This is a genomic window from Nostoc sp. MS1, from assembly GCF_019976755.1.
Classification (GTDB): domain Bacteria; phylum Cyanobacteriota; class Cyanobacteriia; order Cyanobacteriales; family Nostocaceae; genus Trichormus.
In genome coordinates, this window is record NZ_AP023441.1 from 1,451,899 (window position 1) to 1,463,946 (window position 12,048).

Below are 12,048 nucleotides of genomic sequence, written 5' to 3' on the forward strand. Positions count from 1 at the left end.
ATAAATTAGACTGTGGAGATGTCTTTTTCTTTTTCAGCCAATAATTCGTCAACTCTGGCGGTGTACTTATTGGTGAGTTTTTGCAGTTTGTCTTGTAGGTCTTTAGATTCGTCTTCGGAAACTTCGGCGTTTTTCTCTTGTTTGCGAATTGAGTCTATCGCGTCACGGCGGATGTTACGAATAGCAACACGACCTTCTTCTGCGTACTTAGCAGCAAGTTTGACTAGTTCTTTACGGCGATCGCTTGTTAAAGGTGGTATATTCAAGCGCACTGTAGAACCGTCGTTACTAGGTGTTAAACCCACATCTGATAGAGAAATAGCCTTTTCGATAATATTTAGACTGCCTTTATCGTATGGCTGAATCAGTATTGTGGTAGCATCCGGTGTGCTAATGTTTGCCAAGGATTTTAAGGGTGTAGGTGTACCATAGTATTCTACAGATACCTTATCTAGTAGACTGGCATTGGCTCGGCCAGTCCTAATTGTATTAAATGACCGTTGAGTAGCCTCAACAGTATGTTGCATTTTACTTTCAGCTTCAGCTAATTTCACAAGAACCTCCCACAAGGGTACCGATGGATTCTCCTAAAACAGCGCGGCGGATATTTCCTCGCGTTGTTAGGTCAAATACAAGAATAGGGATATTATTTTCTTTACAAAGGGCGATCGCCGTACTATCCATTACGCGCAAGTCTTGATTTAAGACATGGGCGTAGGTGAGACTGTTATAACGTTTGGCGTTAGGATAGATTTCGGGGTCTGCATCATACACCCCATCTACCTTAGTCGCTTTAAATATTACTTCTGCGTCTATTTCTGCTGCTCTTAATGCTGCTGTTGTATCTGTGGTAAAAAATGGATTACCGGAACCCGCACCAAAAATAACCACCCGTCCCTTTTCTAGATGACGGATGGCTCGACGGCGGATATATGGTTCAGCTAATTCCTGCATAGCGATCGCAGTTTGTACCCGCGTCTGGACTCCTATGCGTTCTAGTGAATCTTGTAGTGTCATGGCGTTCATGACCGTGGCGATCATACCAATATAATCGGCTGTGGCTCTATCCATCCCCGCCGAAGCGGCTTTAACGCCACGAAAAATGTTACCACCGCCAACGACGATGGCAATCTGAACGCCAGTGGCTATCACCTCTGCTATTTCTTGGGCTATTTCTTTGACCACTTCTGGATCAATACCATAACCCATGTTGCCCATTAAGGCTTCACCGCTCAGTTTGAGTAAAACCCGTCGGTAATTCGTTCCCATGAAGTTCCGCTTTATCAAAAAAGTTGCAAGTGCCTCCAATTTAAGATAGCAGTACAATGACTGTCTATGTCTATATACGCCAGATCAATGAAGTGCCTACTGGTTCCGTTTCAGGTACTGGTATTTTTTCGCCTTTTAACAGAGCAGCGATCGCATTTCGCAGATAGTCTTCACCTATAGATGATGGCTTGTGAGGATGATTGTCAATCTGCCCTCTATATCGCAATATACCATGAGTGTCGATCAAGAAGGCCATCGGTGTTGTTGTTGCGCCAAAAGTGCGGCTAACTTCTTGGGTAGAATCCCATAGGTAAGGGAAATTTAATTGGTGCTGCTGGGCAAAGGCTTTCATACTTGCTAGGCTTGTCCAACTTCCTTCGGTAATATCACTAGCATTGATGGCAATTAAAATCAAACCCTCTGCCGCAAATTCTGCCTGAATATTTTTAATTCTATCTAAATATAGATTTACATAAGGACAGTAATTACATAAAGAAATCACGCCAACTGCCCGAAAACTTTCCAAGTAACGGCTAAGATGGTGGACTTGATTGTCAATCCCTGGTAATTCAAAATCTGGTGCGTAGCCACCAACCGGAGTGTTACTTGTCTCTAGTAGAGTCATTTTCTTTAGCCAGCCTGCACGAGAAACAATAGTTTTAGGTGAAGTTCAGCCTCGCTGTTGAGGAGTGAATCACCTATTAGTAGATGCTGAATATACAGTAAATTTTATGTACGGTCTTTGCTCACGTAAATTGTAGAACTACTGAATTTCTGTATCCATTCATTAGGAGTTTGTAAAGTTATCATCTCGCTGCTAAAAAATCCAGATTTAATAAGTAGAAGGACTAAATTAAACCTAACTTGAGGTCGCCGGGTTTCGACTACGCTCGATTACCGCGTAGTCGAAACTCAACCCTCTTCTAATCAGGTAAACGAGCATTGAGCGCAGTCGAAATGCGTCTTCTAAGTAATTGTATCCACCTACTTATATGATGCTCAATAACAATGTGTTAACTGCCTTATGGATATTGCGCTGGATATTAAGAGAAATCAAGCATTTTCAATAATTATCGATTCAATAGTTTCTGACAGTTCAAAAGAGAAGATACGTGAATAAAAGTAGAGTTCGGCTTCTAGGGATTTTTTGATATTTTCTGCTTTACGGAAGCCATGCTGTTCACCCGCAAACGGAACATAAGCAACTGGCACACCTTTAACTAGTAATGCTTTATACATTGCTTCTGTTTGGTTGGGTGGAACTACTTGATCTTCTAGTCCTTGGAAAAAAATTACCGGACAGGCAAGATTCTCAACCCAATTGATGGGAGAGCGTTGTTGATAAAGCTGTCGCTGTTGTGGATAAGCACCAATTAAACCTTCTAAATACCGCGATTCAAATTTGTGTGTATCCCTTGCTAAAGCTTCTAAGTCACTGACTCCAAAGTAACTAGCACCAGCTTTGAAGGTATCACGGAAAGTCAAAGCACAAAGCGTTGTATATCCACCCGCACTACCACCAGAAATAGCCAAGCGATCGCCGTCAACTAATCCTTGTTCTACTAGATAACGTGCGCCAAAGACACAATCATCTACATCGACAATTCCCCACTGACCATCTAATCTTTGACGATACTCCCGTCCATAACCTGTACTACCACCATAATTGACATCTAAAACAGCTATACCCCGGCTAGTCCAGTATTGAATACTAAAGCTCAGACTACTAGAAGCTGCTGCGGTTGGGCCGCCGTGGCTTTTGACAATCAGAGGGGGTTTTTCCGTTTCTGGGGCAGTGTAATCACGGTTTTGGGGTGGATAAAATATGGCATAGGCGGTTTGACCGTTGGTGGTTGGGTACTCAATTGGTTGAGGAAGGGAAAGATAACCAGGGTCAATAGTTACATCACTAGAGCGCCGTAATACTTCTAGTTTTTCCGTAGATAAATCAAGTTGCACAATAGCCGTTGATTCAGTTGGAGAACTTGCTAAGAAAACTGCTCGTCCTGCGCTTGCTTTAATTCCGCTAATTTCTGTATATGGTGTTGGTAGTGGTTGCAACTGGTTTGTTGTTGTATCAAGACTAGCTAAGTACCAAATACCTTGTTGAGTATATGTGCAGATAATACGGTTAGCGGACTCGAAAGCATAAGTAGACATCCCCAAAAGCCATTGAGGACGACCAAATTCTGCTTCCATTTGTGTCAACGCTTGTATCTGTCCATCTTGCCAACGATATAGATTCCACCAACCAGTGCGGTCACTAATAAAGTACAGTGTGCCATCGCTAGACCACTCTGGTTGAAATATGGATTCATTTACACCACCAGCAATTTGTTGAGTATTACCTAAACTACCATCTGCGAGAAATTCCCCCACCCAAAGTTGAGTACCATCCCACGGCATATTAGGATGGTTCCAAGTCAGCCAAGCCAAGCGAGAACCGTCAGGACTCAACCGAGGTGAGGAGTAAAAGTCATTTCCAGAGGCTAAAGGTTTAATATCTCCTGCTAATCTCAAGCTCACCAGAGTATTGATAGGCTCACTGTTAGCAATGCTGTGATCCTCGGATACACATATAATTCGCTGGCGTTGACCGTCAAAAATTCCGTCTGCATAGCGCACAGCAACTATGGGTGTAATAGCTTGCGGTTCAGTATTAATATCTTGACGATAAAGGCGTTGGTCTGCAAAGTTGCTAAAGTAAGCAGTGCCATCAAAGATGAAATAAGAGCTACCACCATATTCATGAACACGGGTACGCACATTAAACCCAGCCGGAGTAACATCTTGAATTTGGTTATTTCCACTCCGACGCACTACAACTGTTCTGCCTTGCTCTGAAGGCCGTAACTCGCTCCAATAAGTGTCTTCACCATCAAGAGTAATTTGTCCCAACCCAATGGTACGTGCAGTAATTAAGTCTGTTGTGATGGGGGAACTCCAAGAACCGTAAGATGCTACCTGTGGTTTAATCACGCGCTATCAGCTTCCTAATATCAGTAACTAATGTCATTATCGAGCTTCTGATTACCAATTACCATTAAACTAGCTTGATGTTGAAGTCCTCAAGCCTACTTAGCCACTCTGGCAAAGTAAGCGGTAATACTGAGAAAATTATCTTATTTAACGTGCCAATTATGAGTAGTACAGAAATAACTCATTCCGTATCAATAGGAATTGTCCTGTTTCCTAGCGTGACACAACTAGACTTCACCGGGCCTTATGAAGTATTTACAAGGTTTCCCAAGACAAATTTATACTTGCTTTCAGAAACATTAGAACCGATTAAGAGCGATCGCGGTTTAACTTTTCTCCCAGATACAACTTTTGCCGAAGCGCCTAATTTAGATGTGTTGTGTGTCCCTGGCGGCCCAGGAATTAATGCCAAACTGGAAGACAAAAACTTTTTAGAGTTTCTCAAAACCCAAGGGGAACAAGCGCGTTACGTGACATCTGTATGTACTGGTTCTTTACTTTTGGCTGCGGCTGGTTTACTTACAGGCTATCGTGCTACTACTCATTGGCTATCGTTGAATTTATTAGAAATGTTGGGTGTAGAAGCAGTTAAACAAAGAATAGTGATTGATCGCAATCGGATTACAGGCGGAGGTGTAACCGCAGGGATTGATTTTGCATTGGCGATCGCCGCAGAATTATTTGGCGAAACTCTGGCACAGGAAATTCAGCTACAAATAGAATATAATCCCCAACCGCCATTTAATAGTGGTTCTCCTGATACTGCTTCTGCGGATGTACTGAAGCGCGTTCGAGCAGCTAGTCAAGGTTTTCAGGAAAGTAGACAACAGATTGTCCAACGAGTGATGAGTGGAAATTCAACAAGCGATCAGCTGTAGTAGTTTTTTTAACCAACTGCCACCATACTAGATTATTAGGAGGGTGGATGGCGACCTAAAAGTTCTTCTTCTGCTCGAATCGCTAGTATAATTGGACGATTCATCTTGAGCGCGTTAATAGTCGCTCGTCCTGTAGCTGTTAATCCAACAACTTGTACACCATCCCACTGAAAATGTTCTGTCCATACTTGTTGGCGAGGGTTGAAGATGGGTACTTTTTCGCCTGTTTCTGGGTCTTCGACGATTTGTCGAGCAGCCTTGTAAAGTGAACAGGATACACAAGCCAAAGCCAAGTTATTTTCTGTTGTTGTACCACCTGCTATTACAGGAGTAATGTGATCTATATGGAATGTTGCTGCTTGACCTGCTTGGGATAAACCGCAATACTCACAGCGATCAGATGCTCTTTGAATAACTAATCGACGTAAAGCAACTGGAATTGTTACCATTTATCCATGCTGCATGACACGCTGCGAACGCAAATGTAGTAAAGATAAAAATTCTGCTAACTCAATTAGCCCTTCGGCTTCCCTTCGTTCTGCTTGGGTAAGAGTTTCGCCTGTATCTTGACGATCAAGCAAAAATTGAAGACGTTCTTGGACGGCTTCGGGAAGTTTAAAATGAGTTAGATCAACTGGTATCTCGATAATTTCAGGCATACAAAATATGTCAATTAATATTGCAATTTCTAATATTATTATACGCTAGTCAATTAGCTGTATATTTAATTATATATGTCGAGGAAATATTACTTCCTTTAAAATTAATAACTTAAGACTATGCTCAGTAAAGAAAGGACTATTGAAAAGTTTAATCAGCAGATTGAAGCAATTCCTAAACTAAAGCAACAGAAATCTTTCTCTCCAGAGTTTACGAAGTGGCAAAGAGATACCCAAGTATTAATTGAGAAAATCTTTGGAGAAAGAACTCGCCATATTAAAGATTTTGATAAGATTAACTTCAGTGTAGTAGTAGCATCAAACCTAACACCACCTTCTGCATTTCAAGAAGCGTACCGTGATGGGCTAGATCAAGCTCAATCAATTCTTCAGTCATTTATAGATGAAGTTGTTGATTACTGGGATGATAGTGTTGCGGCTAATAGTAGAGATTGTTTATCAATTATTGAGCAGATATGTAATCGCTTCCACCGGGTCGTAAAACAATTACGTTCCCGACATGAGAATCGAGAAACGCTTGATGTAAAGGATGAATACGATGTGCAAGACCTTCTTCACTCATTATTGCTACTAGAATTTGATGATGTCAGACCAGAAGAATGGACACCAAATCGTGCTGGTAGTAATTCACGCATGGATTTCCTCTTAAAAAAAGAGCAAACAGTGATTGAAGTCAAAAAAGCTCGTAATCGTCTTGGAGCTAAAGAGGTAGGTGAGCAATTAATAATTGATATTGAACGTTACCGTACTCATCCTGATTGCAAAATATTAATTTGTTTTGTTTACGATCCAGAAGGGCAAATAGCCAATCCACGAGGGCTTGAAAATGATTTAAGTGGTAACAAAGACGGCCTTACTGTTAAAGTGATTATTTCACCTATATTTTAAGCAGTAACCAAGACAGAATTATATAATCATATCATTCTTATACGGATGACTAAGAAATCATACTAAATGAGCTAATGACTAAATAAAAACTAGCCATTAGCCATCCTACTCATAACAAACTCTCCGCGTACCTCTGCGCCAACCTCCGCGCCCCTCCGCGTTTAAATCTCCACCTCAACTACGCAGTGCGAAAACGCGCCAACTCCTCACCGGTCTTCGCATCGTGGGCGTGAACAGTACACACCAAACAAGAGTCAAACGATCGCGCGACGTGTCCCACTTCCACAGGATCAGTTGGATCTGCGATCGGTGTACCTACTAAAGCTTCCTCAATCGGGCCTTTAACCCCTTCACTATCACGGGGGCCGACATTCCAAGTCGTAGGTGCAATTACTTGATAGTTCTTAATCTTGCCATCTTCTACTTCCACCCAGTGACACAAAGAACCACGCGCAGCTTCTGTTGCACCCCAACCGCGTCCATCTTTCTCTTTGGGTTTAATATACCAGGGGTCGTTTAAGACGAACTCACGCAGACAGCGTTCAGCTTCGCGGTATAGTTTGACCTGTTCGTGAACCCGTGCTAATTGGCGCACATGAATGTTAGCGCCGCCGAAGTGCTTGAACACATCAAGGATAAAACCATCGTAATGCTGCCAAGATTCACCATGCTTACCACCAGCCACTAATTGTCTAGCTAAAGCACCAGCTTCTAAACGTCCAAAGTCTTGGTGTTTAACTGCACTAGACCAAGAATAGGCGTTATTAAAGTCTTTGGTGTTCTTTTGGATGGGGTTAGTAGTCCGGTCAAAGGGATGGATATCTGCTGTGCCTTCATCATACCAAGCATGAGTTGTATTCTCACGGGCAAAGGTATGATCCATCAAAGTGTGAGTGTCTGTGAAGCTGTCATACACACCACTTTTCATAATCATGGCTGCATTGCGGCTTTCAATTGTCGGCTTTTGGTATCTATCCTCATGGGGTAAATAGCCCCAAGTGACATATTTACCAACACCAGCACCATATCTATCCAAGCCGATATCTAGACCCATGCGCCAGTAAAAGCCCAAGTCTGATTCACGGTGTTTGATGTCTTCGTCTAACCACGCCATGAAGTCATCGTAAGTTTGAATTTCTTCGTAGCGTTCTAAAGAACAGCCCAACCATACAGGTTCTAACCAGTTGGTGCGGAAATATTCGAGAATTGCCCAAGCGCGGGTAATGTCGGTGAGGGTGGGGGCGCACATCACACCGCCAGGAACCATGTAGCTAGAATGAGGCCATTGACCACCTAATAGTGCGTAGATTTCTACAGGTTTTGCAGATATGGTTACACCGAGTTCGTAGGATTTACCTGTGAAGGCGGCGAAGCGGCGGACTGCATCATCATAGAAGCGACTGCTACGATATTTTTTGTTGGTTAAGTCAATGGCGAACAATCCATAAAAGTAGCGGGGGATGCTTTGGATTGTTTCGACAATTTGACCAAGATTTCTTGCCAAAATTGCGTTGCGGGGAACTTCCGTACCCCAGGCTGTATCTAACGCCCAGGATGCACAAGTCAGGTGAGAACCACCGCAGATACCGCAGATACGAGGCGTAACAATTAATCCGGCTTGGGGGTCTTTGCCGCGTAAGATTACTTCAAAGCCGCGAAATAGTTCGGCGTGTGTCCAAGCATTAACAACTTGTCCATCAGCAATTTCTACCCGAACGTCTAAATCACCCTCGACTCTGCCGACGGGCGAAATGTCTAATGTTTGTCTTCCCATAATTATTTGTCCATAGTCAATGGTCAACAGTCAACAGTCAACAGTCAACAGTCAACAGCCAAAAATCTGGACTATGAACTAATGACTAATGACTAATGACTAAACAGTAAAAAAGTCTTCTTCTGCCCAATCTGGTGCTGCATCTTTGGCGACCATTGTAAGAAGGGCGTAGTCTTTCTTCTTAACTCCTGGTGGTAGTTCTTTGGGAACTCCCATGACTGTTTGTGTTTTAAATACAGTTCCGGGTTTGAGGTCAAAGAAGGGAAACTCTGGTTCTGTGCAACCTAAGCAGGGCATCCCGGCGCGGGTTTTGGAAGAAACCTTATTCCAGAGGATGCGGTTACAAGAGGAATGAGTCATGGGGCCACGACAACCCAAGTCGTAGAATAAGCAGCCTTTACGTTGTCCAAATTCCGCCGTAGAGGCTTTGTAGGCGAAGTGGACGTTACGGGTACAACCTGTTTGGGTGAAGGTGTTGAAGAAGGTTTGCGGACGGTTGAGGTCGTCGAGGGCGATGTCGGCTATGCGTCCGGTAGCGATCGCAACTAATATCTGCGTAATCCAATCAGGGTGTGCTGGACAACCGGGAATATTAATCACTGGTAAGCCAGCTTTAGACCGATAGTCTTTACCTAAGAAGCCGCCTTCTTTACGCTTGAGGAATTGCAACCCTTCGGATTCGCTGGGGTTTGGTTCCATTGCGGGGATTCCGCCCCAGGTGGCGCAGTCGCCCACAGCGACGACGAAATTCGCTGCTTTGGCGAGGTCGGTTAACCAAGCTTTCATGGGGCGATCGGCAAATCGATTCCATTCGCCTGTGCCGTTGGGTGCATTTACGACACTACCTTCAAATACTAAAATATCTAAAGGTGTTTTGCCTAAGATGCAGTCCCAAAGTAAGGTTTGTAAGCGATCGCCTAGTTCCAATCCCAAAGAGGGATGCCACAGTACGTTAATGCCAAAATCAGCAATTAAATCACAGACTGTCGGCTCTTCGGCATTAAGAAAAGACATGGTGTTGCCCGAACAAGCTCCACCTTGCAGCCAGAGTACGTTAGTCATTGGCTATGTGTTTGATGATTGTTTATCAGGTATGACGCAGGTGTTTACGTTTGTGGAGTCGCACCTGTTTAAGGAGATTTACTTTCCACAATAAGGTTCTTTTTTACTCATTTTTATTTTATTAAATAAAAATTAATATTTGGTAGAAAATAAAATAAAAGTTATATTTAATTGTTTAGTTATTTTGTAAACAATTTCTATATAAAAATATGTTTATTTGATATCTCTCTATAAGTAAAAATACAGCATTTTTTCTAAAATCTTTTATTTCCAAGAATTTTAGCAATAATAATAGAAGTAACTGTTTAAAAGCAGGTTTTCACATATATATATTTGATGTAATGCTTATAAATTAATTGTGTGACATATTGATACAGAAAAATCAGCAGTTTGAGTATTCAATACATACACATATACTGAAGAATTTTGTAGACAAATTGTTATATATTAAGTTTATTAAAATAGTGCGGAGAAATTGGTAACTGAGTATTAAGTAAAAATCCCCACTATTAGGTATGGGAATTGTCATCAAGTTTGGTTTATCTATATCGCCGATCAAGAATAGGAAATTCTCATAACACTACATACAGGCGAATAGAAAATAATTTTTTTATGACAAATCACCCGTTACACATCACAAGGAACAGGGAAAATGGATGAATTTCTCAACAATATGGTATTTGGTGACATAACTTTAGTAACCGGATTATTGTGGTTACTGATAGCTACAGTTATATCGATGGTTGGTGGTGCTATTGGTGGCATGATTTTAGCTGGCAAAGATATCGGTTATTCTTTCTCAGCTATGTTAGGCGCTTTATTTGCACCCGCAGGTACAATTCCTGCCTTAATTTTAGGTTTTTTTGCCTTGAACTTTTTGAGTAGTTTTTAGGAGAAAATATGTTGGAATTAGGTTGGTACTCTGTTAAGTTATTTTTCAAAGGTAAGCTAATCCGCGATCCGTTACATTTCCTACAGCAAACCTTAATTGGTATTACTGTCGGTTTGTTAATATTTGTTCTGCTGGCACAGGCAGCAATCCCTTTGTGTATCCCAGTAACTTTGTCTAGTTTGGTAACAGGGTTAATGATGCCCTTTCTCCTCAAAGACTTCAAAATGAAGTGATTAAACCTCTGCGTTCCTCTGTGGTTGGAAATACTTATTTATAACCACGGAGGCACGGAGGCACAGAGGAACGAGAATATCAAGTAACTTGGAAATGGGCTAGTTATTTACATTTTTGGTTAAAATTGCCTCACTATCTGAAAAATCAGCGAGTTAAACTACTTCTAATTTAAGTTGATAGCGAAAAACAGCAGCTAAGTTATCTGACTGCATCTAAGTGTATCAACGTTTCATTAGTTCATAACAACTTATAACCTTAGATGACACCCAGCATTACAGATTCAACAGTCAAAGCTGCAATGGCAGCCATTGCATCGGAATCAGCAACAACTGAAGAAAAAATTCAGATGTTGATCGAATTGGCGCAAGGTTTGCAGAAAAAACCAAAAACTCCCGATGATTTGTGGAATGCTGTTGAGTTATATCAACAAGCAATTAAAATGTGCGGTACAGACTATTCTCTATGGAAAGCGCGATCGCAAGCTGGGATGGCTGGAGCGTTAAAATCAATTCCTGAAGCGGGTGCAGAATTGCTTTTACAAGCTAAGGCTGGTTATGAGGAGGCTTTGCCAATTCTCCAACAATTAGCTGTACCAGAAGAAATCGCCGAAGCACAGATGAATTTAGGACTGGTGTTACAGTCTCTCGTTGCTTTTAATGCGGCAAGGATAACCGATAGTATCGCAGCTTATCAGGAAGCGATGCGCGTATTTACGAGCGAGAAGTATCCTCAAGAATACGCGATTTTATCTAATAATATTGCGATCGCCTATCTTTCGATGTCGGGCGGTGCAGAACAGCAAAACCTCTATGAAGGCTTGGCTGTACAGACATTTGAATCAGCACTCAAGTATATTAATTTGATTGAACATCCCAGAGAATATGCAATGTTGCAAAACAACCTGGGTAACGCCTTGCAATATTTACAAAGTTCCCATCCTATCGAAAATAATTTACGAGCGATCGCTGCTTATAATGAAGCCTTAAAAGTGCGTAACTCTCAAGATACCCCTTTAGAGTATGCTAACACAATCGCCAACAAAGCAAACGCCTTATTTAATTTACCTGATAACCCGGAAAAGCCAGAATTAGGTAATTCTAGAAATCTTTTACAAGCCAGAGATTACTATCAACAAGCTTGGGAAATATTCAGCCAATATCAACAAACAGAACAGGCGGAAGCAGTAGCCCAGGCTTTGCAGGAAGTGGGGGCAGAAATTAGGGTGAGTATGAGTAATTAGTTTGAGAGGAAAATCTCGTGTCTGATTTGATGGCGAATTTAGTAGCGGGTGAGATTAATTTTACCACTGGGTTATTTTGGGTAAGTAGAAGGACTAAATTAAACTTAACTTGATAGCACCGGGTTTCGACTGCGCGGGAGTTGAATCTCGAC

At 41.9% G+C, this 12,048-nt stretch carries 13 protein-coding genes; 5 read left to right on the plus strand and 8 right to left on the minus strand.

Annotated features, from left to right (window positions below; all coding sequences use genetic code 11):
* Window positions 1–5: 5 nt before the first annotated feature.
* The 4 genes from frr to NSMS1_RS06355 all read right to left on the minus strand — a co-directional run bounded on the left by frr (window position 6) and on the right by NSMS1_RS06355 (window position 4,248).
* Window positions 6–554, minus strand: coding sequence for a ribosome recycling factor (gene frr, locus NSMS1_RS06340; RefSeq protein WP_224091966.1), 549 nt, complete (start codon window positions 552–554; stop codon window positions 6–8).
* Window positions 541–1,269 (minus strand): UMP kinase, encoded by a 729-nt coding sequence (gene pyrH, locus NSMS1_RS06345; protein ID WP_224091967.1) that lies wholly within the window; start codon window positions 1,267–1,269, stop codon window positions 541–543. The genes frr and pyrH overlap by 14 nt, the downstream gene beginning before the upstream one ends.
* Window positions 1,270–1,339: 70 nt before the next feature.
* Window positions 1,340–1,894 (minus strand): thioredoxin family protein, encoded by a 555-nt coding sequence (locus NSMS1_RS06350; protein WP_224091968.1) that lies wholly within the window; start codon window positions 1,892–1,894, stop codon window positions 1,340–1,342.
* Window positions 1,895–2,322: 428 nt separating this feature from the next.
* Complete coding sequence (locus tag NSMS1_RS06355) at window positions 2,323–4,248, minus strand: S9 family peptidase (protein WP_224091969.1); 1,926 nt, start codon at window positions 4,246–4,248, stop codon at window positions 2,323–2,325.
* 77 nt (window positions 4,249–4,325) lie between these two features.
* On the opposite strand from NSMS1_RS06355, the gene NSMS1_RS06360 reads away from it, so the two are divergent.
* Window positions 4,326–5,126 carry a DJ-1/PfpI family protein gene (locus tag NSMS1_RS06360; RefSeq protein ID WP_224091970.1) on the plus strand — a complete coding sequence of 267 codons (801 nt, stop codon included), beginning with the start codon at window positions 4,326–4,328 and terminating at the stop codon, window positions 5,124–5,126.
* A gap of 35 nt (window positions 5,127–5,161) precedes the next feature.
* Here NSMS1_RS06360 and NSMS1_RS06365 read toward each other — a convergent pair whose 3' ends face one another.
* Together NSMS1_RS06365 and NSMS1_RS06370 are read right to left on the minus strand one after the other, a co-directional pair.
* Complete coding sequence (locus tag NSMS1_RS06365; RefSeq protein WP_224091971.1) at window positions 5,162–5,575, minus strand: HNH endonuclease; 414 nt, start codon at window positions 5,573–5,575, stop codon at window positions 5,162–5,164.
* Window positions 5,576–5,785, minus strand: a complete 210-nt coding sequence (locus NSMS1_RS06370) for a hypothetical protein (protein WP_224091973.1) — start codon at window positions 5,783–5,785, stop codon at window positions 5,576–5,578.
* Between the two features lie 120 nt (window positions 5,786–5,905).
* Here NSMS1_RS06370 and NSMS1_RS06375 point away from each other — a divergent pair, with 120 nt between their 5' ends.
* Window positions 5,906–6,694, plus strand: coding sequence for a hypothetical protein (locus tag NSMS1_RS06375; RefSeq protein WP_224091975.1), 789 nt, complete (start codon window positions 5,906–5,908; stop codon window positions 6,692–6,694).
* Window positions 6,695–6,872: 178 nt separating this feature from the next.
* On the opposite strand, the gene NSMS1_RS06380 is transcribed toward NSMS1_RS06375, so the two are convergent.
* On the minus strand, window positions 6,873–8,468 hold the full coding sequence (locus NSMS1_RS06380; protein WP_224095140.1) for a nickel-dependent hydrogenase large subunit: 1,596 nt from the start codon (window positions 8,466–8,468) through the stop codon (window positions 6,873–6,875).
* A gap of 99 nt (window positions 8,469–8,567) precedes the next feature.
* Window positions 8,568–9,530 (minus strand): hydrogenase small subunit, encoded by a 963-nt coding sequence (locus tag NSMS1_RS06385; RefSeq protein ID WP_224091977.1) that lies wholly within the window; start codon window positions 9,528–9,530, stop codon window positions 8,568–8,570.
* 652 nt (window positions 9,531–10,182) lie between these two features.
* On the opposite strand from NSMS1_RS06385, the gene NSMS1_RS06390 reads away from it, so the two are divergent.
* From NSMS1_RS06390 to NSMS1_RS06400, 3 genes are all read left to right on the plus strand, one after another.
* Window positions 10,183–10,422 carry a hypothetical protein gene (locus NSMS1_RS06390; RefSeq protein WP_224091979.1) on the plus strand — a complete coding sequence of 80 codons (240 nt, stop codon included), beginning with the start codon at window positions 10,183–10,185 and terminating at the stop codon, window positions 10,420–10,422.
* A gap of 8 nt (window positions 10,423–10,430) precedes the next feature.
* A complete protein-coding gene (locus NSMS1_RS06395) occupies window positions 10,431–10,655 on the plus strand; it encodes a hypothetical protein (RefSeq protein WP_224091980.1) in 225 nt (74 codons plus the stop codon).
* A gap of 260 nt (window positions 10,656–10,915) precedes the next feature.
* Window positions 10,916–11,896 carry a hypothetical protein gene (locus tag NSMS1_RS06400; protein ID WP_224091981.1) on the plus strand — a complete coding sequence of 327 codons (981 nt, stop codon included), beginning with the start codon at window positions 10,916–10,918 and terminating at the stop codon, window positions 11,894–11,896.
* The last annotated feature ends 152 nt before the right edge of the window (window positions 11,897–12,048 follow it).

Bases quoted from the DNA above. Each gene is read 5' to 3' on its own strand.
- pyrH (WP_224091967.1), bottom strand. From the start codon at position 1,269: ATGGGAACGAATTACCGACGGGTTTTACTCAAACTGAGCGGTGAAGCC.
- NSMS1_RS06350 (WP_224091968.1), bottom strand. From the start codon at position 1,894: ATGACTCTACTAGAGACAAGTAACACTCCGGTTGGTGGCTACGCACCA.
- NSMS1_RS06360 (WP_224091970.1), top strand. From the start codon at position 4,326: ATGTTGAAGTCCTCAAGCCTACTTAGCCACTCTGGCAAAGTAAGCGGT.
- NSMS1_RS06365 (WP_224091971.1), bottom strand. From the start codon at position 5,575: ATGGTAACAATTCCAGTTGCTTTACGTCGATTAGTTATTCAAAGAGCA.
- NSMS1_RS06370 (WP_224091973.1), bottom strand. From the start codon at position 5,785: ATGCCTGAAATTATCGAGATACCAGTTGATCTAACTCATTTTAAACTT.
- NSMS1_RS06375 (WP_224091975.1), top strand. From the start codon at position 5,906: ATGCTCAGTAAAGAAAGGACTATTGAAAAGTTTAATCAGCAGATTGAA.
- NSMS1_RS06380 (WP_224095140.1), bottom strand. From the start codon at position 8,468: ATGGGAAGACAAACATTAGACATTTCGCCCGTCGGCAGAGTCGAGGGT.
- NSMS1_RS06385 (WP_224091977.1), bottom strand. From the start codon at position 9,530: ATGACTAACGTACTCTGGCTGCAAGGTGGAGCTTGTTCGGGCAACACC.
- NSMS1_RS06390 (WP_224091979.1), top strand. From the start codon at position 10,183: ATGGATGAATTTCTCAACAATATGGTATTTGGTGACATAACTTTAGTA.
- NSMS1_RS06395 (WP_224091980.1), top strand. From the start codon at position 10,431: ATGTTGGAATTAGGTTGGTACTCTGTTAAGTTATTTTTCAAAGGTAAG.
- NSMS1_RS06400 (WP_224091981.1), top strand. From the start codon at position 10,916: ATGACACCCAGCATTACAGATTCAACAGTCAAAGCTGCAATGGCAGCC.